The organism is Pseudomonas sp. GW821-FHT02C04 (assembly GCF_059421845.1).
Window position 1 is genome coordinate 299,425 of sequence record NZ_JBWKVT010000008.1, and the last position, 26,923, is coordinate 326,347.

25 protein-coding genes are annotated in these 26,923 nt (G+C 63.5%); 21 read left to right on the plus strand and 4 right to left on the minus strand.

Annotated elements, in window-relative coordinates:
- Positions 1–36: 36 nt before the first annotated feature.
- Entirely contained in the window at positions 37–1,053 is a 1,017-nt protein-coding gene (locus tag AC07VV_RS25655; protein ID WP_495037835.1) for an alpha/beta hydrolase, read from the minus strand.
- Between the two features lie 162 nt (positions 1,054–1,215).
- On the opposite strand from AC07VV_RS25655, the gene AC07VV_RS25660 reads away from it, so the two are divergent.
- On the plus strand, positions 1,216–2,115 hold the full coding sequence (locus AC07VV_RS25660) for a LysR family transcriptional regulator (protein ID WP_102621583.1): 900 nt from the start codon (positions 1,216–1,218) through the stop codon (positions 2,113–2,115).
- Positions 2,116–2,146: 31 nt separating this feature from the next.
- Here the strand turns inward: AC07VV_RS25660 and AC07VV_RS25665 are convergent, their stop codons facing one another.
- The 3 genes from AC07VV_RS25665 to gspG all read right to left on the minus strand — a co-directional run bounded on the left by AC07VV_RS25665 (position 2,147) and on the right by gspG (position 4,483).
- Positions 2,147–2,776, minus strand: a complete 630-nt coding sequence (locus AC07VV_RS25665) for a hypothetical protein (RefSeq protein ID WP_495037836.1) — start codon at positions 2,774–2,776, stop codon at positions 2,147–2,149.
- A gap of 76 nt (positions 2,777–2,852) precedes the next feature.
- Positions 2,853–4,040: a type II secretion system F family protein gene (locus AC07VV_RS25670; RefSeq protein WP_495037837.1), complete on the minus strand. Its 1,188-nt coding sequence runs from the start codon at positions 4,038–4,040 to the stop codon at positions 2,853–2,855.
- Between the two features lie 14 nt (positions 4,041–4,054).
- Entirely contained in the window at positions 4,055–4,483 is a 429-nt protein-coding gene (gspG, locus tag AC07VV_RS25675; protein WP_207868228.1) for a type II secretion system major pseudopilin GspG, read from the minus strand.
- A 202-nt stretch (positions 4,484–4,685) separates the two neighbouring features.
- Between gspG and AC07VV_RS25680 the strand changes: the two genes are divergently transcribed.
- The 20 genes from AC07VV_RS25680 (at position 4,686) to AC07VV_RS25775 (ending at position 26,776) form a co-directional block, all read left to right on the plus strand.
- Positions 4,686–5,297, plus strand: a complete 612-nt coding sequence (locus AC07VV_RS25680) for a lytic transglycosylase domain-containing protein (RefSeq protein WP_495037838.1) — start codon at positions 4,686–4,688, stop codon at positions 5,295–5,297.
- Positions 5,298–5,499: 202 nt separating this feature from the next.
- Complete coding sequence (mnxG, locus tag AC07VV_RS25685) at positions 5,500–11,319, plus strand: manganese-oxidizing multicopper oxidase MnxG (protein WP_495037839.1); 5,820 nt, start codon at positions 5,500–5,502, stop codon at positions 11,317–11,319.
- Positions 11,320–11,359: 40 nt separating this feature from the next.
- Positions 11,360–13,282, plus strand: a complete 1,923-nt coding sequence (locus AC07VV_RS25690) for a YncE family protein (protein WP_495037840.1) — start codon at positions 11,360–11,362, stop codon at positions 13,280–13,282.
- A 13-nt stretch (positions 13,283–13,295) separates the two neighbouring features.
- Complete coding sequence (locus tag AC07VV_RS25695; protein WP_495037841.1) at positions 13,296–13,946, plus strand: SCO family protein; 651 nt, start codon at positions 13,296–13,298, stop codon at positions 13,944–13,946.
- Positions 13,943–14,563 (plus strand): SCO family protein, encoded by a 621-nt coding sequence (locus AC07VV_RS25700; RefSeq protein WP_495037842.1) that lies wholly within the window; start codon positions 13,943–13,945, stop codon positions 14,561–14,563. The genes AC07VV_RS25695 and AC07VV_RS25700 overlap by 4 nt, the downstream gene beginning before the upstream one ends.
- 9 nt (positions 14,564–14,572) lie before the next feature.
- Positions 14,573–16,123, plus strand: coding sequence for an ABC transporter substrate-binding protein (locus tag AC07VV_RS25705; protein ID WP_495037843.1), 1,551 nt, complete (start codon positions 14,573–14,575; stop codon positions 16,121–16,123).
- A 15-nt stretch (positions 16,124–16,138) separates the two neighbouring features.
- Complete coding sequence (locus AC07VV_RS25710) at positions 16,139–16,900, plus strand: SurA N-terminal domain-containing protein (RefSeq protein ID WP_495037844.1); 762 nt, start codon at positions 16,139–16,141, stop codon at positions 16,898–16,900.
- A 235-nt stretch (positions 16,901–17,135) separates the two neighbouring features.
- Positions 17,136–17,669 carry a response regulator gene (locus tag AC07VV_RS25715; protein WP_096821316.1) on the plus strand — a complete coding sequence of 178 codons (534 nt, stop codon included), beginning with the start codon at positions 17,136–17,138 and terminating at the stop codon, positions 17,667–17,669.
- A gap of 83 nt (positions 17,670–17,752) precedes the next feature.
- A complete protein-coding gene (locus AC07VV_RS25720; RefSeq protein WP_495037845.1) occupies positions 17,753–19,459 on the plus strand; it encodes a GspE/PulE family protein in 1,707 nt (568 codons plus the stop codon).
- Entirely contained in the window at positions 19,440–20,243 is an 804-nt protein-coding gene (locus AC07VV_RS25725) for a hypothetical protein (protein ID WP_495037846.1), read from the plus strand. Before AC07VV_RS25720 ends, AC07VV_RS25725 begins: the two co-directional genes overlap by 20 nt.
- 1 nt (position 20,244) lies before the next feature.
- Complete coding sequence (locus AC07VV_RS25730; protein WP_495037847.1) at positions 20,245–20,790, plus strand: PilN domain-containing protein; 546 nt, start codon at positions 20,245–20,247, stop codon at positions 20,788–20,790.
- The gene (locus AC07VV_RS25735) at positions 20,777–21,325 is read left to right on the plus strand and encodes a GspMb/PilO family protein (RefSeq protein WP_493066692.1); all 549 of its coding nucleotides are present in this window, start codon (positions 20,777–20,779) and stop codon (positions 21,323–21,325) included. The genes AC07VV_RS25730 and AC07VV_RS25735 overlap by 14 nt, the downstream gene beginning before the upstream one ends.
- Positions 21,325–21,843, plus strand: a complete 519-nt coding sequence (locus AC07VV_RS25740) for a hypothetical protein (protein WP_495037848.1) — start codon at positions 21,325–21,327, stop codon at positions 21,841–21,843. Before AC07VV_RS25735 ends, AC07VV_RS25740 begins: the two co-directional genes overlap by 1 nt.
- Entirely contained in the window at positions 21,840–23,687 is a 1,848-nt protein-coding gene (locus AC07VV_RS25745) for a secretin GspD/PilQ domain-containing protein (RefSeq protein WP_096821321.1), read from the plus strand. Before AC07VV_RS25740 ends, AC07VV_RS25745 begins: the two co-directional genes overlap by 4 nt.
- 2 nt (positions 23,688–23,689) lie before the next feature.
- Positions 23,690–24,163 carry a type II secretion system protein gene (locus AC07VV_RS25750; RefSeq protein WP_085733232.1) on the plus strand — a complete coding sequence of 158 codons (474 nt, stop codon included), beginning with the start codon at positions 23,690–23,692 and terminating at the stop codon, positions 24,161–24,163.
- Between the two features lie 5 nt (positions 24,164–24,168).
- Complete coding sequence (locus AC07VV_RS25755) at positions 24,169–24,543, plus strand: type II secretion system protein (protein ID WP_096821322.1); 375 nt, start codon at positions 24,169–24,171, stop codon at positions 24,541–24,543.
- A complete protein-coding gene (locus AC07VV_RS25760; RefSeq protein WP_495037849.1) occupies positions 24,518–25,069 on the plus strand; it encodes a type II secretion system protein in 552 nt (183 codons plus the stop codon). Before AC07VV_RS25755 ends, AC07VV_RS25760 begins: the two co-directional genes overlap by 26 nt.
- Positions 25,066–25,458: a curli production assembly/transport protein CsgE gene (gene csgE, locus AC07VV_RS25765; protein ID WP_495037850.1), complete on the plus strand. Its 393-nt coding sequence runs from the start codon at positions 25,066–25,068 to the stop codon at positions 25,456–25,458. The genes AC07VV_RS25760 and csgE overlap by 4 nt, the downstream gene beginning before the upstream one ends.
- On the plus strand, positions 25,455–25,886 hold the full coding sequence (locus tag AC07VV_RS25770; protein WP_495037851.1) for a curli assembly protein CsgF: 432 nt from the start codon (positions 25,455–25,457) through the stop codon (positions 25,884–25,886). Before csgE ends, AC07VV_RS25770 begins: the two co-directional genes overlap by 4 nt.
- Before the next feature lie 29 nt (positions 25,887–25,915).
- Entirely contained in the window at positions 25,916–26,776 is an 861-nt protein-coding gene (locus AC07VV_RS25775; protein ID WP_495037852.1) for a CsgG/HfaB family protein, read from the plus strand.
- The last annotated feature ends 147 nt before the right edge of the window (positions 26,777–26,923 follow it).

A 26,923-nucleotide genomic window follows, 5' to 3' on the forward strand; every position in this document is an offset into this window, starting at 1 on the left:
AAACGCCACACCCGAAGGTGTGGCGAGGGGTTGCACTCAGTTCAGGTGAGTCTTGAGTTCTGCCGCTGCCTGGCGCACGGCGGCCTTCACTTCAGGTATCCCGTTCAGTGGATTGAGCAGGCCGAAGTCATGAATCATCCCGTTGTAGCGCACCGAGGTCACCGGCACGCCGGCCGCATCGAGGTGGCGGGCGTAGCCTTCGCCTTCGTCACGCAGCACGTCGAACTCGGCGGTTTGCACCAGCGCGGCGGGCAGGCCCTTGAGCTGTTCGCTGCTGGCATTGAGCGGCGAGGCATGGATCTGCGCACGCTCGGCCGGGTTGGTGGTGTAGTTGTCCCAGAACCACTGCATCATGCCCTTGGTGAGGAAGTGGCCCTCAGCGAATTGCTGGTACGAGCCGTTATCGAACCCGGCGTTGGTCACCGGCCACATCAGCAACTGGAAGCGCAGGGCCGGGGTTTTCTGCTCCTTGGCCATCAGCGCCACGACCGCCGCCATGTTGCCGCCGACGCTGTTGCCGGCCACCGCCAGACGCTTGCCGTCGACACCGATGTCCTTGCCGTGCTCGGCCACCCATTTCGTTGCGGCGTAGGCCTGATTGATCGCGGTCGGGTACTGCGCTTCCGGCGACGGCGTGTAATCGACATACACCGCGACCGCGCCAGAACCCACCACCAGATCACGAATCAAGCGTTGGTGCGTCGGGAAGTCGCCCAGCACCCAGCCGCCACCGTGGAAGAACATGAACACCGGCAGTTCGCCCTTGACCTTGGCCGGGCGCACCACTTTCAGGTTGATCGTCTGGCCATCGACCTTGATTGCCTTGTCGCTGACGTCAACACCGGACAGGTCAACCTTCACCGAAGCCTGGGCACCGGTCAGCACCGCACGGGCGTCTTTCGGGCTCAGTTGCTCAAGCGGTTTGCCACCGCCAGCGGCGAGGGCGTCAAGGAAGGCCTGGGTGGTGTGTTCGACGCCAGTGCTTTCGGCAGCGAACGCGTTGCCGATGGACAGGGCGAGGAGGGAAGCGGCGAGGGTTTTCTTGATGTTCATGTGCAATTCCTTTTTAAGTCGTTCGAGTTTTTGTATGCCTTGGGATCGGGCTGCTGTGGCGCTGGGCTTCAGGCCTCAGCAACACCGTGAGCACAGATTAATGAGGTGCCGGAAAGTGAAAAAGCGGCTATAAAGCGTTTAACTGTCAACCAGAGAGTGACAATGAACCCGTTCGAAGACATGCGTATTTTTTGCCAGGTGATGGACTCCGGCAGCTTCACAGCGGCGGCCGATCAGTTGGGCCTGTCCAAGCAGTTCGTCAGCCGTCGGTTGATGCAACTGGAGGAACGCCTCGGCGTGCGTCTGCTCAACCGCTCGACCCGGCGCCTGGACGTGACGCCGCTGGGCCAGAGCTATTACGAATCGGCGCTGCGGCTGTTAAGCGAAGTCGAACAGGTGGAGCAGGGCATCGCCGGGCAGACCGCCGAACCGCGCGGGACGATTCGTGTCAGCGCGCCGCTGTCGTTTGCGGTGGCGCATCTGGGGTGTCTGCTGCCGCTGTTCTTGCAGCGTTATCGCGAGGTGACGGTGGAGGTCGATCTGAGTGACCGGCCGGTGGACTTGCTCGGCGAGGGCTACGACCTGGCGTTGCGCATCGGCGTGCTGGAAGACTCGACCCTGATCGCCCGACGCATCGCTGCCATCGAGCGGGTGTACTGCGCCAGTCCCGCGTATCTGGCCGAGCGCGGCACGCCGGTCAAACCGGAGGATCTGCTCAGCCATGACTGCCTGCCTTACGGCCACGGGCGTTCGGTGCAGTGGCGGTTCAACGCGGGGCAGGGCAAGCCGCAGTTGGTGAATGTCACCGGGCGGATGCGGGTCAACAACGGCGAGTTGCTGCGGGATGCAGCGGTGGCGGGGATGGGGATTACCTACCTGCCGACGTTCATTGTCGGGGCCGCGCTGAAGGATGGACGACTGGTGCCGGTGCTGGATGATTTGCGTCCGGAGCCGTTGATCCTGTCGGCGGTGTATCCGCAGCATCGTCAGGCATCGCGGCCAGTGCAGGCGTTGATCGAGTTTTTGCGCGAGCGGCTGGATCAGCGTCAGGGGGTGTTGTAGCCCCAGCCGCTCGCACAATCTTCAGCGTTGCTCAGTTGGCGCGCTTGTCATCGCCTGGCTCGCCGCCAACGTGAACCCCGCGATCATCGCCGGGTTCGCCTGCGGCATGTACGCCATGGTCGTCACCGATTTCGCCCGCGCGGTGTACGCCGTGGTCATCACCGATTTCGCCTGCACGATGAACCCCATGGTCATCGCCGATTTCTCCGGCCCGATGAACGCCATGATCGTCGCCCGCTTCGGCGTGGGTGCCGTTGCGTCCTGAAGAGGCGCTGTCACCGGTATGGCCCGAACCATGGTCGCTGCCGCTGTGGCCACTGTTTCCACCGCCGTCACTGCCACTGTTGCCACCACTGCCGCTGCCGCCGTGGCTACCGCCATTGCCGCCACCGCCACTGCCACCGTTGCCGCCGCCCCCTCCGCCGTTACCACCCCCTCCGTTGCCTCCACCGCCGCCCCCATTTCCGCCGCCACCCCCGCCATTTCCGCCGCCACCCCCGCCATTGCCGCCTCCACCACCGCCACTACCTCCGCCACCCCCACTTCCACCTTCCTTGGCCTGAACGCTGGACACCCCGGACAGGTTGTCCGGGATCAATACGGTAGACGCCGACAGGACTGCGCCGATGGCCATTGCGAGCATGAGCTTTTGAATGTGCATATCGTTCTCCGTCTTTGTTGTCTTGATTGGGAACCTGGATGTGCAGTGTTGCGCTTGAGTCGACCCGTTCCCGGGGTCAGTGAATGCTTGAAGCGAGTTCGAAGATCGGGATGTACATCAGGATCACGATCACCCCGATCAACAGGCCGATGAAGGTCATGAGCAGCGGTTCGAACAACCGCACGAACCACTCGATCCAGCGGCTGATTTCCTCGTCGTAGAAATCGGCGCTGCGTTCCATCATTTGCCCGAGGTTGCCGGACTGCTCGCCAGCGCGCAGCAGGCGCAGGGACACGGGCGTCACCAGCCGATTGAGTTCCAGCGCGGTGGACAGCGATTGCCCCTCGCGCACCCGCTCGCAGGCCTGGTCGAGTCGCGCCCGCGAGGCTACGGTGAGCAGGCCGCGCACCATGCCCATGGCGGTCACCAGCGGAATCCCGCCTTGCAGCAGAATCCCCAGTGATCGGTAAAACCGCGCCAGCTCATACATGAATATCCGCTGGTGCACGGCGGGGAGTTTTTCCACCAGCCGATCCAGCCCACGGCGAAACGCCGGTTGTTTCTGCAACACGGCGAGGGCGGTGATGATCGCCGCCAGAATCCCGAAAAACTCACCCTGATGCGCGTGCAGGAACATGCCGCTGCTCATCAGAATCTGCGACAGCCACGGCAGGTTCGAGCCCAGTCCTTCGAACACCAGGCTGAAGCGCGGCACCACGTAGCCCATCAAAAACAGCACCACGCCACCGCCGACCACCAGCAACAGCAAGGGGTAGATCGAGGCGCTGACGATCTTCTGCCGCACCTCGTCCATGCGCTGGCGATAGCAGACATAACGACCCAGCGCATCGCCGACCGCGCCGGTCTTCTCGCTGGACTGTACCAGCGCCACGTACAGCGGCGGGAAAACCGCCGACAACTGGGCCAACGCCTGGGAAAACGATTTCCCCTCGTACAGCAGTCGCACCAGCTCGCTCAAGGTTTTACGGGCGGCAGGCGCGGTTTCTTTTTCCGCCAGGCTTTCCAGTGCATCGATCAACGGCAGGCCGGCATTGAGCAACGTGGTCAGCTCCTGGCTGAACAACACCAGGTTGAAGGTCTCACGTTGGCTCAGGCGCAACGAACGCCAGTGACGCTCGGCGTGCAGGCTGACCACGCGCAAGCCCTGATCCTCGGCGATGCGCCGTGCTTCGCTGTGACCGGGCGCCTCGATGTTCAGCGTCACCACGCCGGTCTTGCCCACTGCCTTCAGATGAAAACGCATGCCGTGTGCTCCGCTCATTGCCAGTTGGTGACTTCGGCGTTTTCGCCTTCGCCGCCGGGCTGGCCGTCCTTGCCCATCGACAGCAGGTCGTATTCGGCGTTTTCACCGGGGTAGCGGTAGGTGTAGTTACGGCCCCATGGGTCCTGCGGGAGTTTTTTCTGCAAGTACGGGCCGGTCCATTTCGCCTCGTCGCTCGGTGCCGTCACCAGTGCCTGCAAGCCCTGTTCGGTGGACGGGTAGTGGCCGACCTCCAGCCGATACAAGTCCAGTGCCTTGCCCAGGCCTTCGATCTGCGCCTTGGCGACTTTCACTTCGGAGCGCCCCAGCTGGGCGAAATATTTGGGCGCGACGATCCCGGCCAACAGGCCGAGCACCACCAGCACCACGAGCAATTCGAGCAGGGTGAAACCCCGTTGGGCGCGCGGACGAACATGCAGCTTCATGATGACCTCCGGTGAGTGGCAGCCGAGTCGCCTGAGGGCTTATGCAATTGCCATGCTCAGCCCCCGATAAATCCTGCGTGCGGGCTGAAGCCCTTGAAATACGGGCTTCTCGAGAGTCGGCACAGTGCTTGCGTACGGCTGATTCACGACAGGTCAGTGGGGCATTTCCCCCAATTTTTCGGGGCCTGTCAGGGGAGGCCCAATGCTCAATCCAATCTGCGCAGGACTGCTTGGCTGCATGCTGTTGACCGGCATCGCCGAGGCCGATGTGTTTGTCTCCGTGGACGCCAAGGGCAGCTACGTGCTGTCCAACGTCCACCGCCCCGGACGCACCTACGAACGGGTGATCCACGAGGCGCAAATGCCCGTGGTCAGCCTTGACCGGCAACCGCAACTGATCGCCAACCAGCCCTACGCGGAACTGGTGTCGGCGGCGGCCACGGCCAATCACTTGCCGGAGGCACTGCTGCACGCGGTGATCAACGCCGAGTCGAACTACAACCCCGGCGCCACCTCGGCCAAAGGCGCCGGCGGGCTGATGCAACTGATGCCCGACACCGCCCGGGAACTGGGGGTGACCGACGTCTATGACCCCAAGGCCAACATCCAGGGCGGGGCCCGTTATCTCAAGCGCCTTATGACCCTCTTCGACAACGATATCGCCCTGGCCGTGGCGGCCTACAACGCTGGCCCCGACGCGGTGTTGAGCCGTGGCCGGGTGATCCCGCCGTTCGCCGAAACCCAGCGTTATGTGCCCAGCGTCCTGCGCCAGTACCGGCGTTTGCAAGGGCTGGCGGCGGATGCGCCGTTGTAAAGCTTCAACCCGGTTTTCCCCACTTTCGGGGCAAATCCGCCGGGTCGGAAAAACGGGGAAACGGGTGGGGAATATCCCCCGGATTCTCAAGTGGCTTCTGTAACTGACTGAACAGCAACACGATTTTTTGTGGCATGCGGATTGCTCCAGCGGGTTTGTCGAGAATCATTCCCTGTGAGCACCCACTACGAGGTTTCCGATCATGGTTGGCATTCACCACGCACCGTCCCTGTTGAACTGGCTGCTGTTGCTGGCCTCGATGCTCAGCGTCGAACTGGCCAGCGCCGCTGTGCGCTGCGAACGCAATCTGGTGGCCAACGTCGTGGCCTTCGATCAGCCGCTGATGTTCAACCGCCTCGGTGCGCAGAACGTCAACGGCATGATGTTCGCCTTGCGCCGCGACGTGGTCGATGACCACGACCGGTCACTGGCACAGGGCGGTTCGGCGGTGCCGGGCAAAGTGTCGCTGCGCCCGGACAAGCGTCCACGGCCGCTGGTGCTGCGCGTGGCGGCGGGGGATTGCCTGACCATCAACCTGCAGAACCTGCTGGCGTATCAGGCCAACCCCAATCATCACTCCGAGCCTGAGGGCGAAGAGGAAAACGCCAACGTCGGCGAAGCCTTCAAGGCCGACGAGCAAGTCGCCGATCGGCACGTCGGCTTCCAGGTCAATGGCCTGCAAGCGGTGGACAGCATCGATGACATCGCCTCGTTCACCGGACGCAATGCCAACAGTCTGGTCGCCCCCGGTGCCAGCCGTTCCTATCTGTTGTACGCCGAGCGCGAAGGGGCGTTCGATGTCAGCAGTCGTGGCGCGACGTTCGGCGGGGAGGGCGCGGCCGGCAACAATGCCAATGGTCTGTTTGCCCAAGTGGTGGTCGTGCCCAAGGGCGGCCGCACTTACCGCAACACCCTCACCGAAGAAGAAATGCGCCTGGCCAGCACTGGCCGTACTCCCGCCGGACATCCGATCGTCGATTATCAGGCTCGTTACCCGCAGCGCGAGCCGTGGCTGCGCGAAGGCAAGGCCGGCATGCCAATCATCAGCATGGTCGACGGCAGCGAAATCATCTCCAGCGAAAGCGATGCCATCGTCATGGGCAGCAACCCCGACGGCAGCTTTCCGCCGATCACTTATCCGCTGGAATCGGTAGGCAAACGCAACCCTGCGCTGCCCAACCGACTGGAGCCGTTCCGCGATTTCGCCGCGCAGTTCCAGGACGAAACCGCCGTCACCCAGGCGTTCCCGGCGTACTTTGCCGACCCGGTGATGGGCCATGTGCTGGAGCCGACCCGCGACTCGTTCATGATCAACTACGGTGCCGGCGGCATGGGCGCCGAAGTGATCGCCAACCGTTTAGGCGTGGGGCCGATGCACGATTGCCTGTCCTGCGCCTACGAAGAATTCTTCCTCAGCTCGCACACCGTCGGCGACGTGGCGATGCTGGTGGACGTGCCGGCCAACACCGGGCTTGAGAACATCGCCCCCGGCCAGACGCCACGTGCCGATCAGGTCGGCGTGAAAGCCACCATGGCCCTGTATCCGTCTGAGCCATCGAACGTCGCCCACAGCTACATCGGTGACTTCGTCAAATTCCGCAACACCCATAACGGTTACGAGCACCACATCTTCCATTTGCACGGCCACCAGTGGCTGTTCAACCCCAACGACGACAACTCCGATTATGTCGACGCTCAGGGCATCGGCCCGGGCGCCGGCTACACCTATGAAATCGCCAATGGCGGCTCGGGCAACCGCAACCGCGTGGCGGGCGATGCGATTTACCATTGCCACTTCTATCCGCACTTTGCCCAGGGCATGTGGGCCATGTGGCGGGTGCACGATGTGTTTGAAGAGGGCACCCAACTGGAGGTTTCCCAGCAGGGTGCCGATGGTTACCACAGCGAACCGTATGCACTGCGCAGCGGTAAACCGGCCGCGGGTGCTCGCGCCTTGCCCGATGGCGAAATCATTGCCGGCACGCCAATCCCCGCCATCGTGCCGCTGCCGGGCAAAGCCATGGCGCCGATGCCGGGCAAGGTTGTTGTCGTGCCGAAAATCGGTGAAACCCTGGTCGCCGGCAACGATGACGACGATGAGGAAGAAGAGGGCGACGATGATCACCATGGCGGCAACGCTGGCGGTCAAGCCGTGGGTTCGCTGGCCCTGGTGGATCGCAGCGAAGCCAACCGCAACGCTGACGGCAGCCTGAAAAATCCCGGCTATCCGTTCTGGATCGGCGGCATGGAAAGTTCGGTCGGGCAACGTCCACCGACGCCGCCGCTGGACATGCTCGACGCCGCCACCGCGCAATCGCTCAAAGCCAGCGGCAAGGCGCTGTGGGCCAACCTTGATCCGTTGCAATCCGGCGGTTGGGACGGTGGTTTGCCGCGTCATGCACTGGACGGAAAGTCTGCTGGCGGCGAAGCGCTCACCGTGACCACGTCGCTGGATTTCTCCAAGGAAGTCACCCGCGCCAAGCCGATTTACCTGCCGGAAGAAGGCACCGAAGTCGAACAGGCCGCCATGGCTTTCCACGCGAAAAAGGATCACCCAAGCTTTGCCTTGCTGCCCGGCAATCAGATCGTGGCCAAGGCTTTTCGCACCAACGGCGCTCTGCCGATTGCCGGCGCGCCGTACTACGAACCGTGCATGGACGACCGTCAGAAACGTCTGACCAGCAGCGCCGGTACAGGTGAATTCAACAGCGGCGAGCGTCTCGATGGCATGTCCTTCGTCGGCGCCTCGGCGTTCACCGCCGACCGGCCACGGGTCTACAAGGCCGCCAACATCCAGTTCGACGCGGTGTACAACAAGGTCGGTTATCACTTCCCGCAAGCGCGCATCCTCGCGTTGTGGGAAGACGCCTGGCCGGTGATCACCAAGCAGCGTCCGCCAGAGCCGCTGGTGATGCGCATGAACACCTTCGACTGCGTGCAATACCAGCAAACCAACCTGGTGCCGGCCGTCTACGAGATGGACGACTATCAGGTACGCACCCCGACCGACGTGATCGGCCAGCACATTCACCTGCCGAAGTGGGATCTGACCGCTGCGGACGGTTCCTCCAACGGCTGGAACTACGAGGACGGCGTGCTTTCCCCCGGCGCTGTGCAAGAGCGTGTGCACGCGATCCGCGAATTCAACCAGTGCGCCGGCACCGATCCACGCGACGGCACCCCGGCCTGCCCGAAAGCCAAGGCGCATCCATTCTTCGGCCAGTACGGACGCAGCGACTGGCTGGGCGCGCGCACGGCGATGCAGCGCTGGTTCGTCGATCCGGTGATCAACAGCAAAGGCGTGGATCGCGGCCTTGGCACGATCTTCACCCACGACCACCTCGGCCCATCGACGCACCAACAGATCGGCCTCTACGCCACCGTGCTGGCTGAACCGGCCGGCTCCACCTGGTTCCACGCCGAAACCGGCGAGCCTCTGTATAGCGGCGCGCGGCAGGACGGCGGGCCGACGTCGTGGCAAGCGGTGATCAATACCGGTGACCTCGACGGCGACGGCTTGAACGACAGCTTCCGCGAGTTCTTCCTGGAGTACAGCGACTTCCAGCACGCCTATGAAGCCGGGGTGTATGTGGGCGCCGGCCCGAATGGCATCCCGAATGCGCAAGCGTTCCCGGCCACGGCCGACAGCTTCCGCTTTGCGATCAACCCGCCGGTGCGCAACAACGCCGGCAACCTGCTCGAAGCGGTGGTCGAGGCGCGTGGCGGGATCAAACCGGGCTGCCCGAGCCGGCCATGCCCACAGGCGATTTCCGTGGATGACCCCGGCATGTTCGTCGTCAACTACCGTAACGAACCGCTGGGCCTGCGGGTGTTCGACCCGAACAAGGTCGGCCCGGACGGCAAGCGCGGCATGCAGGCCGATGGCCTCGGCGGTGACCTGGCGTACGCCATGCAGAGCCGCATCGATCGGGCGATCCCGGCGCTGAACCTGGCGCCGAACCAGATCAGCTCGGCCACCGGGCCTACCGGCGGCACCACGCAGTTTCCGCCGCACATCAACAAGGGCGGCGCCGAACCGGGTGATCCGTTCACGCCGATGCTGCGCACTTACACCGGCGACAACGTGCGGCTGCGGGTGCATGCCGGCGGCCACGAGGAAGAGCACAACGTCACCCTGCACGGCGTGAAGTGGCTGCAAAGCGGTTCCGGGTTCGGCAACAGCTCGAACTCCGGGTGGCGCGCCTCGCAGATGGTCGGGATCTCCGAGCAGATGGGCTTCATCGCGCCGGTGTCGATGCTGTCGAGTTCGGCGGCGACCACCGGGGATTATCTGTACTCGATGGACGCCTCGATCGAAGGCTACTGGAACGGCATCTGGGGCGTGATGCGCAACTACACCGCGCAACGCAACGACCTGTTCGCGCTGCCGAACAACCCGAAACCCACCGGCATGCGCAACACCGTGGCATTCGAAGGCACCTGCCCACGGATCAGCGCCAACCCCAACGGCATCGGCACCCGGCCGACGGTGCAGCGCAATTATGAAGTGGTCGCGGCGCTGGCCAACGACATCCTGCGCAACCCGCTGGGGCTGACCATCGGCGACTCGGCCGGGCTCGGCCAGCATGTTGGCGGGCCGTTGAATCCGGCGGGCGGCACGCTAGTGTTCAACTCGCGGCCAGTGAGCATTCCGCAGGTGACGGTGACCGACCCTGAGGATGGCGAGACCCTCACCATTGGCGGCCAGAGCGGGCCGATCCATGACCCGACGGCGATCCTTTATGTGCGCAAGGCGGATCTCGATCCGGCCACTGGCAAGCTCAAACCCGGCATCCCGGTGGAGCCGCTGGTGCTGCGCGCCGCTGCCGGCGACTGCATCAACATCACCCTGGAAAACCGCCTGCCAAGCGTGATGCCGGACCTGGCGCAGACCGCGATCCTGCAAGGCCTGGTCAAACGCGACCGCAACGGTGGCGACGGTTCGACCACCTTCAACAACAACCTGCTGCGGCCGTCCAGCCACGTTGGACTGCACGCGCAGTTGCTGGCCTACGACATCACCAAATCCGACGGTGTGAACGTCGGCGCCAACCCGATCCAGACCGTGCCGCCGCGTGTCGGCAGCACCGGGGCGTACCCGACCCGTACCTATCAGTACTACGCCGGGCACCTGGAGCGCGAAGGCAAACCGATCACCCAACTGGGGCGCAGCGTCGACAACATCAACGCCACAGCCGTGGAGTTCGGCGGCCTCAACTTCACCCCGGCGGACGTGATCAAGCAACCGCAAAAAGGCCTGGGCGGGGCAATGAGCATCCTGCCGGCGGGCGCCACCTGGGTCGACGATGCACGTAAAGTCAGCGCCACAGTGACGGCGGCGGGGCAGACGGCCTATCGCGACTTTGCGATGGTCTGGCAACGTGCGTTGAACCTGCGCTGGGCCAATGGCCGGCCAGTGGAAGGCATCGCCTCCGAAGGCATGGGCGTGCCGAACGATCCGAAGGACAACGCCGGCATGGCCATCAACTACAAGGCCGAACCAATGTGGTACCGCTTCGGCCTGGCGCCGGATGCACCGTTCGGCCGCGCCGACGGCCACGGTTACGGCGACGTGCCCAACGCGCACATGGCCTACAGCAACGCGCTGGTCGGCGGTGATCCGCAGACCCCGGTGTTCTACGCCAGACCGGGTCAGCCGTTCCGCACCCACATTCTGATGCCGACCGGTGGCAGCCGTGGCTCGACCTTCCAGCTCGACGGGCATCTGTGGTCGGTCAACCCGTTCCAGTCGGAGAAGAGCGATGTCGGCGGCTACCCGATGAACACCCCCGGCGTGGGCTCGGTGAAGTTCGGCTACAACCCGATGTCGATGTACATCGGCGCCCGCGAAAGCGTGCTGCCGGCGGCGCACTTCAGCTTCATGTTGCCGAGCGCCGGCGGCGCCAACGCGATAGCGGGGGATTACCTGTTCCGCGACAACGCCTCGTTCGGCAACACGGCGGGGTTGTGGGGTTTGCTGAGGGTGACCAATGAGCCCGAGCCGGCACCTCAGGGCCAATAGCGGAAATGCAGTCGGGGATGTATTGGCAGGGGAGAGCGACATGAACAGGATCATCAACATCATCGGTGTCTGCCTGCTGGCAATGGCCGGCGCGCTGCTCACGCTGAGCGAGATTGCCCTGGCGCAAACCGGGCCCGGGCAGGTGCTGATCCGCGACGGCGTGTCGATTGCATTCAACCTGCAACCGCTGGCTCGCGACGGCAAATTGCGTGAAGGCGAGTTCGCCGACGTGCAGTTTCGCGTCACCGATGGCGCCTCCGGCCAGCCGCTGTCCGGTGTGGCGCCGGGGGCGTGGATCGATCCGGAAACCGTTGCCGCCGACCAGGCCCAGGGCCGCGACAAGAGCTGCAAATCCCGGGTCGGGACGTTCCTCAAATCCAACATCGGCGCGCGGCCGCTACTCGATCTCAACAGCTACTTCCTGCTGGTGATGAACCGCGATGCCAGCGTTTCGGTGATTGATCCGTCGGTGTCGGTCGGCGGCATCACCAGCACGCGGGCGCGGATCGAACTCAAACAACCACCGATGGACTGGGTCACGCCCAGGGACAACAAGCGGGTGTTCGTGTCGATGCCGACGGCAGGGGAAGTGGCAGTGATCGACAGTGAGCAATTCAAAGTGCTCGACTCGGTGGCCGCCGGCAGCCAACCGGTGCGGGTCGCGCTGCAACCGGACGAGCGCCTGCTGTGGGTCGGCAACAACGCGGCCAAGGCTGAAGAATCCGGGGTCACTGTAATCGACGCCCAAAGCCTGAAACCGCTGAAGCATCTGGCGACCGGTCGTGGCCACCACGAAATCACTTTCAGTAAGGACAGCCGCTTCGCCTTCGTCAGCAACCGCGACGACGGTACGTTGAGCGTCATCGACATCGCCAGCCTGAGTCTGCTGCAACAGGTGAAAACCGGTTCCAGCCCGTTGTCGGTGGCGTACTCGCCGCTGTCCGGGGCGCTGTACGTAGCCGACGGCAAGGACGGCACCGTCACGGTGGTCGACAGCAACAGCCGCGCCGTGCGCCGGGTGATCAAACTGCAACAGGGCCTCGGCCCGATGGGTTTCAGCGCCGATGGCCGCTTCGGCGTGGTGTTGAACACGGTGGAAAACCGCGCCACGGTGATCGATGCCGCCAATGACGCGGCGATTCATGATCTGGACGTGTCCGCCGAGCCCTATCAAGTAGTGTTCACCAAGGCCTACGCCTACGTGCGCGGCCTGGCCTCGCCGAAAGTCACCATGATCAACCTCGCCTCACTCGGCGAAGGACGGCAGCCGATCAGCCAGGGTTTCGAGGCCGGGCCGCAACCGCCACGACTGGCCGGGGATCTACCGCTGGCGTCGAGCCTGGCGGTGTCGCGGGACGATAACGCGGTGTTCGTGGTCAACCCGGTGGACAACACCACCTATTTCTACGCCGAAGGCATGAACGCGCCGATGTCCGGTTATCCCAATCGCGGGCAGGTTGCGCGTGCGGCGATGGTCGTCGATCGCAGCCTGCGCGAGGTGGCGCCGGGGCTGTACAGCGCTCGGGTGAAATTGCCGGCGACGGGGCGTTTCGACGTGGCGTTCCTGCTCAATCAACCGAACATCATTCATTGCTTCAGCGCGCAGGTGGAGCCCGACGGCGCGGCTGAAAAACACGTCGGCCCACCGAAAGTCGAGTTCCTGCCGGGCAAGACCGCCGTGGCGCTCAACGACCCGTACGTGGTGCGATTCCGCATCGTCGAAGGCAAGCAAAAGGTGCAGCGCAGCGGCGTGAAAGACGTGCAGTTGCGCTACTTCCTCGCGCCCACATCGCGGCCCCGTGAAGTGGCGGCGCTGGAAGTCGCCGACGGCGTGTACGAAGCCCCGGTGACCCTCGACCGCAGCGGCGCCTGGTACCTGCACGTGCGCGCGGCATCGCTGGGCGCCGGTTTCGACGACAAGACATTTGCCAGTGTCCGGGTGCTGCCCGGCCAGACTCAGTGACGAGGACAACACCATGAACCGATTCGCATCATCCGGCCTGCTGAGCCTGTGTCTGTTGGCTGCCGGCATTCATCAGGCCCAGGCGCATTCGGCGGATGAACACGCGGGGCACAAGGCGCCGGCTGCCAGTACCCAGGAACACACCGAGGTGAAATTCGTCGACGTACCGCTGCTCGATCAGAACGGCAAGACCGTGCGTCTGGAGCAGGATCTGGTGCACAACAAAATCGTCGTCATGAGCTTCATCTACACCAGTTGCACCACGGTTTGCCCGGTGGTCTCGTCGATCATGGGCAAGGTGCAGAAACAACTGGGTTCGCGGGTCGGCGGCGAAGTGCAATTGGTGTCGATCAGCATCGACCCACAGCGCGACGACCCGAAACGCCTGCAGGATTACGCCCGCTCTTTCCAGCGCGGGCCGGGCTGGAGCTGGCTGACCGGTTCGCCGCAGTCGATCAACGCCACGCTCAAGGGCCTCGGCAGTTTCAGCGGTGATTTCAAGAACCATCAGCCGCTGATCCTCGTCGGTGACGGCAACAGCCGCCACTGGATGCGCTACTACGGCTTCACCGACCCGGCTTTGCTGGCCAAGGAAGTGGAAAAACTCAGCGGCCTGCGCACCCACGCCAAACACACTGCGATTGCCATGGAGCAACAACCATGAGAATGCTCGACTGGATCTCCCTGACAATCTGTTTCCTGATTCTCGGCAACGTGGCGTTTGCCCACGAAGGCCACGCGCCCGAGGCCCCGGCGACGGTGGCCGCCGCGCCGGCCAGAGGTACCCACGACGCCAAGACCTGGTTCACCGACACGCCGTTGCTCGACCAGCACGGCGTCACCCAGCGCTTCTACAGTGACGCACTGCAGAATCGAGTGGTGCTGCTCAACGTCATCTTCACCAGTTGCAACGATGCCTGCCCGTTGATCACCCGCAAGCTCAAGGAAGTCCGCGAGCTGCTGGGCGACAAGGCCGACGGCGTCACTTTCATTTCCCTTACCAGTGATCCGCTGCGCGACACGCCGGCGGTGCTCAAGGCTTACACCTTGAAGCAGGGTGCCGATGACCCTCACTGGCTTTTCCTTACCGGCGACAAGGCGCAAATGGATCTGGTGCTCGGTCGCATCGGCCAGATCGTGCCGACGCCGGAGCAGCACTCGACCCAGTTGATCGTTGGCGACGTCGCCAACAAACGCTGGAGCAAGATCCGCCCCGATGCCCCGGCCGCCGCCATTGCCCAGCGCTTGCAGTTGCTGACAATGCCCGTGGCCGGCCGCTGAGTCCGCACCATGAATCTGAGCCGCGTCCTCGCCCTGATCCTGCTCGCTGGCATCAGCCTCGGCGCGGCCGCGTTGCCGCTGACCGCTGAAGAAAGCGCCGGCAAGCGCCTGTACCGCGAAGGCCAGTCGGCCAGCGGCGAGGCGATCATGGCGCGGGTCGGCGCGGCGGACGTGTTGCTGCCGGCCACCCGCCTGCCGTGCGCCAACTGCCACGGCGCTGATGGTCTCGGCCGGCCCGAGGGCGGCGTGCGGCCGCCGGAGCTGAACTGGTCGCGGCTGACCAGCACCCACGGTCAGCAGCAGATCAACGGGCGCAGCTACCCGGCGTACACCGACAGCAGCCTGGCACAGGTGATCCAGCAGGGCCGCGACCCCGGCAACAATCGGCTCGACCCGAGCATGCCGCGCTTTCTGCTGTCGATGAAGGATCAGCGCAATCTCACCGCTTATCTCAAGCGCCTGGCCGATGATCGCGATCCGGGGCTCGATGACCAGACCTTGCACCTGGGCACATTGCTGCCCAGCCAGGGGCCGCTGGCCGAGGAGGGCGCCACGGTGGCGGCGGTGCTCAACGGCAGCGTGGCGCGGATCAATCAGGCGGGCGGCATTCATGGCCGACAACTGCGTCTGACCGTGGTCGATCCCGGTCCGGACCGTACGAGCGCCGAGCAGGCTTTGCAACGGCTGATCGACGAGGAAAAGGTCTTTGCGCTGATCGCCCCGCTGGCCCCGGCGCTGGACAACGAACTGGCGCCACGTCTGGAACACGCCGGTTTGCCCCTGATCGGGTCGCTGTCCTTGATGGGCTCGGTGCAGGCCAGTGCGCAGATTTTCGAACCGCTGCCGGGATTGCGCGAGCAGTTGATCGCCCTGGCCGACTACGCCACCGCCAGCCTGAAAGTGCTGCAAGGGCCGACGCTGATCGCTTATCCCGACGACCCGACCCAGGTGCAGGCCGCGCAGGCGCTGGGGCAATACTTGCAGGATCACGGCTGGAAAAATGTCCGAATGCAGGCCTACGACCCGGCAGCGGATGCCTTGCCGCTGGGCTCACGCTCAGTGTTCTACCTGGGCAGCGGCAGCGGTTTCAGTCGGCTGGCGACGGGACTGCAACATGCCGGGCAAGTGCCGTATCTGTTCGCGACGTCGGGTCAGGTGGCGGGCGACTTGCTGCAAGTGCCCGAGGGCTTTTCCCGGCGGGTTTTTCTGGCCTATCCCTTTGTGCCCAGCGACTGGACCCAGGCCGGGCGCATGGCCCTGACCCTGCTGCGCGAACATCAGGGCCTCGGCGCGCAGCATGCGGTGCTGCAAGTCGGTGCCTATGCCTCGATGCTGCTGTTCAGCGAAGCCATGAAGCAGGCCGGACGCGACGCCAGCCGCGAAAAAATGGTGACGGCCCTCGAAGGCCTGCACGACTTCGACACGGGTCTGACCCCGCGCCTGAGCTTCGGCCCCGGACGACGATCGGGCTTGAGCGGGGCGCATGTGGTCACCGTGGATTTGCCCGATCAGCGCTTCTATCTGGTCGCGCCCTACAAACCGATTCTCGCGAGCCCCTGAACGGAGGCCTTGATCATGAAACTCAAAAGCGTGTTGTGGCTGCTGGCATGCTGGTTGCCGATCGCGTTCGCCAATACGGAGCCGGTGGCGGCGCAGGTCAACGGCGAGGTGATTTCCGAGTTTCGTCTGGAACGGTTTTTCGCCGAATACCTGGAAGACCGGGGCCGCGCCGTCGCGAGCATCCGCAGTCCCAAGGCCTATAAACAACTGCGCCAGGCCGCACTGGACACGCTGATCGACAAGGAACTGCTGTGGCAGGAGGCGCAAAAGCGTGGCCTGAAGGTGGATGATCAAGCAGTGCAGCAACAGGTCGAGCAGATTCGCGTGGCCATTGGCGGCCGCGATAGTTTCCTGCGGCGCTTGCAGGACGCGGGGTTCGACGAGGCCTCGTTCACCGAGTACACCCGCCGTGAACTGGCAGCCCAGCAGATGTTCGCCGCGTTGATCCGCGCTAACACCTTGCAGGCCCGGCATTTGCTGGTTCGGGTGGCGCCGGACGCCGATGCCGCCACAGACGCGGCGGCGCGTCTACGCTTGATGCAGATGCGCGCCTCCGTGGTCGAGGGGGCAACGTTCGCCAGCGATGCCGTTCGCTCGCCATTCGGCTGGCATTTGATCTATTTGCAGAACCACTTGGAGGCAGCCGATGTCCCACAGATGCAGGGGCTTGCAACAGTCCGGGTACAGCGTGCCCGACAGCAACAGGCCCAGGCTCGTCGCCAGGTGCTCGCGCAATTGCGGGCGCAGAACAGGATCGAACGAATTGACGACGATTGAAGGTTCCCCCCCAATAGTGGGGAATGGCTTCGATGCCCATTCAGGTGCTTCCCCGTTTCTGGGGAACGGGGTACCGGGACGAGCGGGCATTGTCATCAAATTCAAGGACATGAAGACATCAATTTACCGGCACTCGGCCTGGCATGAAGTGTGCGTTACCTCTTGTGAGGCGCACTCCAGCAGGATCGGGCAGTTGATTTGAAAAGGCCGGATCTGTCGCTGCAAGGAGTAGACCTTGGTTAACAAAGTACTGGTTGTCGAAGACGAACAGCTGCTTGCACAGAACCTTCAGGATTATCTGTCGGCGCAAGGGCTGGATGTCCGGATTGCACATGACGGCGCAGACGGAATCGGCCAGGCCGAGACTTTCGCTCCCGACGTGCTGGTGTTCGATTACCGCTTGCCCGATATGGAAGGCTTTGAGGTGCTCGACGCGGTCCGCCAGAACAGGACGTGTCATTTCGTGCTGATAACGGGTCACCCGACCGCTGAAGTCTGTGAGCGGGCGCGGCAACTGGGGGTCAGTCACATCCTGTTCAAACCGTTTCCCTTGGCGGAACTGGCCCGAGCTGTCTGCGACCTTCTGGGGATCCAGCGCGAAGCGAAACCCGGTGCGAGCCCGTCCGAAGGGTTCGTCGAACGACGCCAGAGCAGGACCGAGAGCTTCCCGTTGCAGTTGTACGATGGCAGTTGGGTGCTGGCGGACCGCCGACGAAACCGGTCGGAGGTCATGGCACCGGACGACGATCAAATGCTCACCGGGGAGTAATGGCGCGATAGACGTTCCGGCACTCGCCGAACTCGCCTCCCGCGCCGTCAGGGCCTCAAGCCCCGGGTGTTGGAGAGCAAGCCATGGAACGTCTGTCCGTTGTCGTCGAAGCGTTGCAGCCTGCGTGTGCCCCGACACGCTTCTCCAGTGAACAACTGGCCCAGGCCCGGGCGCGGGCCACCACTAGCGGGGAACGGGTGCTCGACGCACTCAATGTTCTTTGCGAACTGGCGCCGATGCCGTTCATTGCCAGCCTCGGCGCCACCCTGCATTACCCGGTGCTCGACACCGACACCCTGTTTCAAGCGACCCCGGTATTCGACCGGGTCACCCTCGCGCAATGCCTCAAGCGTGAATTCATCCTGCTGCGGCACAACGACGAAGTCATCGGTGTGTTCGCTGACCCCTTCGACACCTCGCGGCTGGCCTGGATCGACGAATGCCTGCACGGCGCGCCGCTGTATCTGGTGCACGCCGACGACCTCAAGGCCTATCTGGCCCGTCACGAAGAAAGCTTCCACGCCGTCGAATCGCTCAACGCCCAGGCCGATGCCGGCAGCGAGGTCGACACCCTGCAAAGCCTGTCGCTGACCAGCATCAGCGAAGACTCGAGCGTGGTGGTGAAACTGGTCAACTCGACCCTCTACGACGCGCTGAAGATGCACGCCAGCGACATCCACCTCGGCACCACCGGCAACGGTCTGGTGATCAAGTACCGGATCGACGGGGTGCTCAACAACATCAGCAAGATCCAGGGCAGCGAGTTCGCCGAACAGGTGATTTCCCGGGTCAAGGTGATGGCCGAACTCGACATCGGTGAAAAACGTGTGCCCCAGGACGGTCGGTTCAAGATCGGCATCAGCGGCCGGCAGATCGACTTCCGGGTATCGATCATGCCGAGCATCTTCGGCGAAGACGCGGTGCTGCGGGTACTCGACAAACAGGACCTGGCCGACAAGGTCTGCGGCGTGCAGCTGCAAGCGCTGGGCTTTGAAGACGAAACCCTGCGCCAGCTGCGGCGTCTGGCCGCCGAACCCTACGGCATGGTGCTGGTGACAGGCCCCACCGGCAGCGGCAAGACCACCACGCTGTACGCGATGATCACCGAGATCAACCACGGCGTGGACAAGATCATCACCATCGAAGACCCGGTGGAATATCAACTGCCGGGCGTGCTGCAAATCCCGGTCAACGAGAAAAAAGGCCTGACCTTTGCCCGGGGCCTGCGTTCGATCCTGCGCCACGACCCGGACAAGATCATGGTCGGTGAGATCCGCGACCCGGACACCGCACAGATCGCCGTGCAATCGGCGCTCACAGGTCACCTGGTGTTCACCACCATCCACGCCAACAACGTGTTCGACGTGATCGGTCGTTTTACTCAAATGGAAATCGACCCCTACAGCCTGGTCTCGGCGCTCAACGCGATCCTCGCCCAGCGCCTGATCCGTCTGGTGTGCAGCAGTTGCAGCGCACCGGCCAGCCCGAGCGATGAAGAACTGCGCGCCTCCGGCCTCGATCCGCACAAGGTCGGCCATTACCACTTCGTCCACGGCAAGGGCTGCGGCCACTGCCGGGGCAGCGGTTATCGCGGGCGCACGGCGATTGCCGAGCTGCTGCACCTGGACGACGAGCTGCGGCAAATGATCGTCGAGCGCCAACCCATCACCCAGATCAAAGCCCTGGCCTGCGCCCGTGGTTTGCGCCTGTTGCGCGAATCGGCGCTGGAGCTGGTGGAGCACGGTCGGACCACGCTGGAGGAGATCAATCGTGTCACTTTTATCGCGTGATCAATTTATCGCCGTGCTCGGCGCCAGCGGTGTCGGCCTCGGCCAGCGCCGGGGCAGCGACACCCTGTGGCTGGGCAGCGTCGGCTACATCGACGAAGGCTTCCACAGCTACACCGTGGCGCTGGACACCCTCGACCGTCTGCTCGGCGAACACGCTCGCGCAGGTTCCGAGCTGAGCGTGGTGATCTCCGGGCACTTCAGCCGTTTCTGCCTGGTACCGTGGAGCGAGCAGATCAGCACGCCCGAGGAACTGCGCGGCTTCGCCCAACTGTGTTTCGAAGACCTGTTCGGCGCCCCAACCCAGCCCTGGAGCCTGGTGTTGTCGGCCGAGCCCGCAGGCCACGACCGGATCGCCAGCGCCTTGCCGCAGGATCTGCTGGAACGCCTGCGCACCCTGGTCAGCGGTCGCAGCCTGCGTCTGCGTTCGGTGCAGCCGTACCTGATGAGCGCCTTCAACCGCTTCGACAAAAGCCTCGACGCTGGCGACTTCCTGTTCGTGGTCGCCGAGCCGCAACGCAGCGTGTTGCTGCTGGCAAGGGAAGGGCGCTGGGCGTCGGTGCGCTCGGTCGGCGGCAGCGACAGCGATGCGGCACTCAGTGCCTTGATCGGTCGCGAACGGCAACTGCAAGCCTCCACCAGCGAACGCGCGTTCAACGTTTACCTGCACGCCCCGGCACGCCTCGATGCGCAACCGGATGTAGCGGGGGTGCACCTGCGCACCCTCGAAGACGACTCGATGACCGTGCGTGACGCCTTGTACGTCATGTCCCGGTCGGTGGCCTGACATGCGCGCCTTGAACCTCGACTTCCAGCCCCGTCCACGTTCCGGCCCATTGGGTTGGAGCCTGCTCGGCGGTGGCGTGATCCTCGCGCTGGTGTGCTTCGGCGTGCAGCAGCACCTCGGCAATCAGGCCGAACAGCAGCAAGGTCACTTGCAGCACACCCAGCGTCAGCTCACCGGCGACAGCGGCGCCAAGACCAGCCTGAGCCCGGCGGAAACCCGCGAGCAGGCGCAGAACCTCGCCGAAATGCGCAAGGTCTCGCAGCAACTGCGCCGCCCCTGGGAACGCCTGTTCGCCATGCTCGAAGCCATGCCGCGCGACGACATCGCCTTGCTGACCCTGACCCCGGATGCGCGCAAGGGGCAGGTGCGGATCAGCGCCGAAGCGCGTGATCTGCAAGCGATGCTGGATTTCCACAAACGGCTGGAGGCCAGCGACGAGCTGTCCGACGTGTCGCTGCTGAGCCATGAAATCGTCGTCAAATCGCCGGAGCAACCGGTGCAATTCAACCTGTCGGCAACCTGGGAGATGGGCGATGCGAATCCCTAGACTGATCGTCCACGAATACCTGCAAGGCCTCGGTGTTCCGGGCCTGGCCGGGCTGGCGCTGCTGCTGGTCACCGTCGCCTGGGCGCTCGGTGGTTTGCTGCCGGGCTGGCAATCGCTGCAACAGCTCAGCCAGCAGACCCAAGAGGCCACCGAATACCTGGCCAAGGTTGAAGACGGCAGCATCGCCCCGCCCGTGGTGCCGCAACGTCAGCTCGATGATTTCCGCAACAAGCTGCCGGCCCAGCCGCAAGCGACCGTCGCCATCGACCGTATCTACGCCTTGGCCGCGCAGGAGCACATCACCCTGGCGCGCGGCGAATACGCGCTCGGCGTCGATCCCAAGACTCATCTGGCGCGCTACCAGATCCTGTTGCCGGTGCGCGGCAGCTACCCGCAACTGCGCCGTTTCCTGCACGCGTTGCTCGGCCAGTTGCCGGCGGTGGTGGTGGAAGACGTCGAGTTTCAACGCAAGAAGATCGCCGACACCGACCTCAACGGCCGGATCCGTATGACCCTTTACCTGTCGAGGTCGTGATGAACACCAAGCGCGTAACAGGGTGGGTGGCGTTCTTCGGTGTGGCGGCGGCGCTGGCCTGGTTGCCCGAATATTTTTCGCCAAGCGAGGACGCGGACGCCACTGACGTCGCCGCCTCGACCCCGGCCAAAGCCACCGCCCATGGCGCCTTGCCGGCCAGCAGCGCCAAGGCTGGCGCAGTGCCGATCAAGGACCTGAGCCCGGCGGGCGACCTGTTCGCCGCCAAATCCTGGAAGGCTGCGCCGACTCTGGCCACGGTCTCCGAACAACCCGTCAACCTGACCCCGGTGGTGCAAGCCCCGAGCCTGCCACCGGTGCCGTTCCAATTCGTCGGCCGCCTGCATGACCGCAGCGACCTGCAGGTGTTTTTGCAGGACGGCGAAAAAATCTACGTCGTGCGCAACGGGGATGTGATCGACGACACCTGGAAGATCACCGGCATTTCCGATCTGGAATTGAGCCTGGTCTACCTGCCTCTGCATTTGTCGCAGACCTTGTCTGTGGGGAGTACGCAATGAACAGATCCCGTTTGCTGATGAGCCTTGGCCTGTGCGCCGGGCTGGCCGCGTGCAGCACCGCGCAGGTCGCCAACAAGGAGGCTTCCGACCTGATCGATCAGGGCCAGTACGAGGCGGGCCTGGCCCGGATCCAGGAAGGCTTGCGGGAAAATCCACGGGATACCGAGCTGCACCTGCTGCTCAACAGCGGCCGGGCCAAGGCGATCACCGCGTTGCTGACTTCCGGCGACACCGACCGCGCCCGCCGCGATTTCGCCAATGCACGCCTGGCCTACAGCCGCGTGCTGACCATCGAACCGAACAACCGTCGCGCCCAGGATGCCCTGCGTCAGCTCGACTACCTGCGCAGCATGGACGAGAAACTTGAGCTGGCCCGTGGCGACCTGCGCCGGGGCGACATCTACGGCGCCGACCGCCAGGTCAAACAGATCCTGGAACTCGATCCGAAGAACGACGGTGCGTTGGAACTGCAAGGCAACATCCGTCTGGTGCAGAGCCGCAATGTGATCCAGTACCCGCAACTGCGCACCCGGCTCGATCGCCCGGTGACCCTGGAATTTCGCGACGCCAACCTCAAGACCATTTTCGAAGTGCTGTCCCAGGTCGCCGGGTTGAATTTCATCTTCGACAAGGACCTGCGCCCGGACATGAAAGCCACGATCTTCGTGCGTGATGTGCGCATCGAAGACGCGGTGGCCTTGCTGCTGCAACAGAACCAGTTGCACCAGAAAGTGGTGAACGAAAACACCTTGCTGATCTACCCGGACTCGCCGCAGAAGCTCAAGGACTATCAAGAGCTGGTGATGCGCACCTTCTACCTGACCAGCATCGACGCCAACACCGCACTGAACATGATCAAGACCATGCTCAAGACCCGCGACGTGTTCGTCGATGAACGCCTGAATACCCTGACCATGCGCGACACCGAAGACGCGATCCGCATGGCCGAGAAACTCCTGCAATCCCAGGATCAGTCCAACCCCGAAGTGGTGCTGGAAGTGGAAGTGATGGAAGTCGCCACCCAGCGCATTCTCGATCTGGGTCTGCAATGGCCGAGTACCTTCGGCGTGCTCAACAGTGATGGTTCGCCCGTCACGCTGCTGGGTCAGCTAAAGGGCATCAACTCCGACCGCATCTCGATCGGGCCATCGCCGCAGGCCAAGATCAACGCACAGGACAACGACATCAACACCCTCGCCAGCCCGGTGATCCGCGTCAGCAACCGTGAGCAGGCGCGCATTCACATCGGTCAGCGCGTGCCGATCATCAGCGCCACGTCGGTACCGTCCACCCAAGGGCCGGTGATCACCGAAAGCGTCACGTATCTGGATGTCGGTCTGAAGCTCGAAGTGACCCCGACCGTGCACCTGAACAACGAAGTGGCGATCAAGATCGCCCTGGAAGTGAGTAACGCCACGCCGCTGGAACCGACCCGCCAGGGCACGATCCCGGTGCAGGTCGATACCCGCAACGCCCAGACCTCGCTGCGTCTGCACGACGGCGAAACCCAGATCCTTGCTGGCCTGGTGCGCAACGACCATGGCGCCACCGGCAACAAGATTCCCGGCCTCGGCGACATTCCCGGTCTGGGCCGGTTGTTCGGCAGCAACAAGGACACCATCGGCAAATCGGAACTGGTGCTGTCGATCACCCCACGGATCGTGCGCAACCTGCCGTACCAGAGCCCGTCGGACATGGAGTTCCCGACCGGCACCGAAACCAGCATGCACATCCAGGCACCGGATCGTTCTCAGAACTTCGTGATGCCAACGCCTGCCGCGCAGCCTCGGGCCATCGGTGATGCCGCCGTGGCAACCACCCGTGTCACCGTCGAGAAGCCTTGATCATGAACGCCTCTCAGCGCGGTTTTACCTTGATCGAAGTCGTGGTGACGCTGGCCCTGATCGGCCTGCTGGCCGGCATGGCCGCGCCGCTGACCGAGACCCTGGTACGGCGTGGCAAGGAGCAGGAGTTGCGCACCGCGTTGTATCAGATCCGCGATGGCATCGACGCCTACAAGCGTGCCTTCGATGCCGGCTACATCGAGAAATCCCTGAACAGCAGCGGCTACCCGCCGAACCTCAAGGTGCTGGTCGAAGGCGTGCGCGACGTGCGCAGTGCCAAGGGTGCCAAGTTCTACTTTCTGCGCCGGATACCCCGCGATCCGCTGGTGCCGGCCAAGCGTGACGACAACGGCGGTTGGGGCCTGCGGGCCTACGACAGTTCTGCCCAGAACCCGCGCGATGGCGAAGACGTGTTCGACGTCTACTCCCACGCCAAGGGCCGTGGCCTCAACGGCATCGCTTACCGCGAGTGGTGACTCTCATGCGCCGGGAAAAGGGTTTTACCTTGCTCGAATTGATGGTGGTGATGGCGATCATCGCGACCCTGATGACCATCGCCTTGCCGCGCTATTTCAACAGCCTCGAAGCCTCGAAAGAGACCACGTTGCATCAGAGTCTGTCGGCCATGCGCGAGGCGCTGGATCACTACTACGGCGACACCGGGCGTTATCCCGATTCCATCGAGCAACTGGTCGAACAGCGTTACCTGCGCAATGCGCCACTGGACCCGATCACCGAACGCAATGACCAGTGGGTGCTGGTCGCGCCGCCGGAAGGTGTGGCGGGTGGCGTGGCCGATATCAAGAGCGGTGCTACCGGGAGGGCGCGTGATGGCAGCCAGTATTCCGAGTGGTAAGCGCGTGGAGCAGGGTGGGTTCACCTACCTGGGCGTGCTGTTCCTGATCGTGATCATGGGCATGGGCCTGGCCAGTGCCGGCGAGTTGTGGTCGACCGTGTCGCGCCGCGATCGCGAGAAGCAACTGCTGTGGGTCGGCACCCAGTACGCCCAGGCGCTGCGCAGCTACTACCGCAGTTCGCCGGGGTTGGCGCAGTACCCGAAAGACCTGGCTGACCTGCTGCAGGACGAACGTTTTCCGGAACCCCGGCATCACCTGCGCCAGCTCTATCCGGACCCGATTGGCGGTGGCGAATGGGCACTGCAACGGGGCTTCGACGGGCGCATCACTGGTCTCAACAGCCCGTCCACCGAGGTGCCGTTGAAGCAGGCGGACTTCCCGTCGCAATGGTCGGATTTCGAAGGCATGCAGCGTTATTCGGACTGGCAGTTCGTGGCTGAAAAGGCCTTCCTCGATGGCACCGGCCCTGGCAACGGGTCCCCGGTCAAAGGCCAGTCGGCCCTGCCGCAGGCATTGCAGCCATGAGCCGGCAATGGTGGTGCGCGTTGATCCTCGCAGCCGTGGCGTCTTTCGCCAGCGCCGCCGAGGAAGACGAAATGATGGGCTTCATCGTCGACGACACGATCTCGCACATCGGCCACGACTTTTACTACTCGTTCAGCGAGCGCCTGCGCGACACCAGCCGCATGGATTTCAACCTGGTGGTGCGCGAGCGCCCCGACGCACGCTGGGGCAGCCTTGTGACCGTCGAATATCAACAACGCCTGGTGTATCGGCGCTTCCTGCCGCCGAACACCGTGGAACTGAAGGACGAGGCCTACGAGGCCGCCGACTCGGTTCGACTGGAGGTGGTCCGGCGCAAGCTGGAAGCCTTGTTGCAGGACACCACCGACCTTGAGAAGGACGAACTATGAACACGACAACGTTCTCACGGCGCAGCGGATTCTGGATCTCGGGGTTGTTGATCGGGCTTGCCAGCGCCGCTGCCGTCCAGGCCACCGAACTGGTCTACACGCCGGTCAACCCGTCGTTCGGCGGCAACCCGCTCAACGGCACCTGGCTGCTCAACAACGCCCAGGCGCAAAACGATTTCGACGATCCAGACCTCAAGAAACGTACGACTGTGGCCGGCACTTCGGCACTCGAGCGTTTCACCAGTCAATTGCAGTCACGGTTGCTAGGGCAACTGTTGGACAACATCTCCACCGGCAACACGGGGAGCCTGTCCACCGACGCTTTTATCGTCAACGTGGTCGACGACTCGGGGGCACTGACGATTGAAGTGACCGATCGAGCGACCGGGCAAGTTTCCGAAATTCAGGTGAACGGCCTCAACCCATGACGGGATGACGGTTCCGGGGAGTGATGGACATGAAAAAAATAATAGCGCTAGGGCTGATGTTGGCGGCATTACAAGGGTGTGGTCTGCGCGAGCCGATGCCGGCCGAGCAGGACACCGACACTCCGACCCTGACCCCCAGGGCCTCGACCTACTACGACTTGCTGAAAATGCCTCGACCCAAGGGCCGTTTGATGGCGGTGGTGTACGGCTTCCGTGACCAGACCGGACAGTACAAACCGACCCCGGCCAGTTCGTTTTCCACCAGCGTCACCCAGGGCGCGGCGTCGATGTTGATGGATGCCTTGCAGGCCAGCGGCTGGTTCGTGGTGCTGGAGCGTGAAGGGCTGCAGAACCTGCTGACCGAACGCAAGATCATTCGTGCGTCGCAGAAAAAGCCCAATACGCCGGTGAACATCCAGGCTGAACTGCCGCCGTTGCAGGCGGCGAACATGATGCTTGAGGGCGGGATCATCGCTTACGACACCAACGTGCGCAGCGGCGGGGAAGGGGCGCGGTATCTGGGGATTGATCTGTCCCGTGAGTACCGGGTTGATCAGGTGACCGTGAATTTACGCGCGGTGGATGTTCGTAGCGGGCAGGTGTTGGCGAATGTGATGACCAGCAAGACGATTTACTCGGTGGCGCGCAGTGCCGGGGTGTTCAAGTTTATCGAGTTCAAGAAGTTGCTTGAGGCTGAGGCTGGGTACACGACTAACGAGCCGGCTCAGTTGTGTGTGTTGTCGGCGATCGAGGCGGCGGTGGGGCATTTGCTGGCGCAGGGGATTGAGCGGCGGTTGTGGCAGGTTGCCGGGGATAATTCTTTGCCTTCGCAGGATGAGACTTTGAATCGGTATTTGACCCAGAACAAGGTTGATCCTGAGTCGGAGTGAACGTGGCGGCCTTAGGGCCGACCAGGTTCTTTTGGGGTTGTGTGTATATCCGTTTTTTTGGGTGTTGCCACTGGCGGTTTCGCTCTTACATCTATGGTTACCCCCTTTTCTGCAATACTGTTTTTTGATGAGTGGTTGGCTTGCTTT

What these genes read in the sequence shown, in the direction of transcription:
- AC07VV_RS25655 (WP_495037835.1), bottom strand. Translation starts at nt 1,053, where the DNA reads ATGAACATCAAGAAAACCCTCGCCGCTTCCCTCCTCGCCCTGTCCATC.
- AC07VV_RS25660 (WP_102621583.1), top strand. Translation starts at nt 1,216, where the DNA reads ATGAACCCGTTCGAAGACATGCGTATTTTTTGCCAGGTGATGGACTCC.
- AC07VV_RS25665 (WP_495037836.1), bottom strand. Translation starts at nt 2,776, where the DNA reads ATGCACATTCAAAAGCTCATGCTCGCAATGGCCATCGGCGCAGTCCTG.
- AC07VV_RS25670 (WP_495037837.1), bottom strand. Translation starts at nt 4,040, where the DNA reads ATGCGTTTTCATCTGAAGGCAGTGGGCAAGACCGGCGTGGTGACGCTG.
- gspG (WP_207868228.1), bottom strand. Translation starts at nt 4,483, where the DNA reads ATGAAGCTGCATGTTCGTCCGCGCGCCCAACGGGGTTTCACCCTGCTC.
- AC07VV_RS25680 (WP_495037838.1), top strand. Translation starts at nt 4,686, where the DNA reads ATGCTCAATCCAATCTGCGCAGGACTGCTTGGCTGCATGCTGTTGACC.
- mnxG (WP_495037839.1), top strand. Translation starts at nt 5,500, where the DNA reads ATGGTTGGCATTCACCACGCACCGTCCCTGTTGAACTGGCTGCTGTTG.
- AC07VV_RS25690 (WP_495037840.1), top strand. Translation starts at nt 11,360, where the DNA reads ATGAACAGGATCATCAACATCATCGGTGTCTGCCTGCTGGCAATGGCC.
- AC07VV_RS25695 (WP_495037841.1), top strand. Translation starts at nt 13,296, where the DNA reads ATGAACCGATTCGCATCATCCGGCCTGCTGAGCCTGTGTCTGTTGGCT.
- AC07VV_RS25700 (WP_495037842.1), top strand. Translation starts at nt 13,943, where the DNA reads ATGAGAATGCTCGACTGGATCTCCCTGACAATCTGTTTCCTGATTCTC.
- AC07VV_RS25705 (WP_495037843.1), top strand. Translation starts at nt 14,573, where the DNA reads ATGAATCTGAGCCGCGTCCTCGCCCTGATCCTGCTCGCTGGCATCAGC.
- AC07VV_RS25710 (WP_495037844.1), top strand. Translation starts at nt 16,139, where the DNA reads ATGAAACTCAAAAGCGTGTTGTGGCTGCTGGCATGCTGGTTGCCGATC.
- AC07VV_RS25720 (WP_495037845.1), top strand. Translation starts at nt 17,753, where the DNA reads ATGGAACGTCTGTCCGTTGTCGTCGAAGCGTTGCAGCCTGCGTGTGCC.
- AC07VV_RS25730 (WP_495037847.1), top strand. Translation starts at nt 20,245, where the DNA reads ATGCGCGCCTTGAACCTCGACTTCCAGCCCCGTCCACGTTCCGGCCCA.
- AC07VV_RS25735 (WP_493066692.1), top strand. Translation starts at nt 20,777, where the DNA reads ATGCGAATCCCTAGACTGATCGTCCACGAATACCTGCAAGGCCTCGGT.
- AC07VV_RS25740 (WP_495037848.1), top strand. Translation starts at nt 21,325, where the DNA reads ATGAACACCAAGCGCGTAACAGGGTGGGTGGCGTTCTTCGGTGTGGCG.
- AC07VV_RS25745 (WP_096821321.1), top strand. Translation starts at nt 21,840, where the DNA reads ATGAACAGATCCCGTTTGCTGATGAGCCTTGGCCTGTGCGCCGGGCTG.
- AC07VV_RS25750 (WP_085733232.1), top strand. Translation starts at nt 23,690, where the DNA reads ATGAACGCCTCTCAGCGCGGTTTTACCTTGATCGAAGTCGTGGTGACG.
- AC07VV_RS25755 (WP_096821322.1), top strand. Translation starts at nt 24,169, where the DNA reads ATGCGCCGGGAAAAGGGTTTTACCTTGCTCGAATTGATGGTGGTGATG.
- AC07VV_RS25760 (WP_495037849.1), top strand. Translation starts at nt 24,518, where the DNA reads ATGGCAGCCAGTATTCCGAGTGGTAAGCGCGTGGAGCAGGGTGGGTTC.
- csgE (WP_495037850.1), top strand. Translation starts at nt 25,066, where the DNA reads ATGAGCCGGCAATGGTGGTGCGCGTTGATCCTCGCAGCCGTGGCGTCT.
- AC07VV_RS25770 (WP_495037851.1), top strand. Translation starts at nt 25,455, where the DNA reads ATGAACACGACAACGTTCTCACGGCGCAGCGGATTCTGGATCTCGGGG.
- AC07VV_RS25775 (WP_495037852.1), top strand. Translation starts at nt 25,916, where the DNA reads ATGAAAAAAATAATAGCGCTAGGGCTGATGTTGGCGGCATTACAAGGG.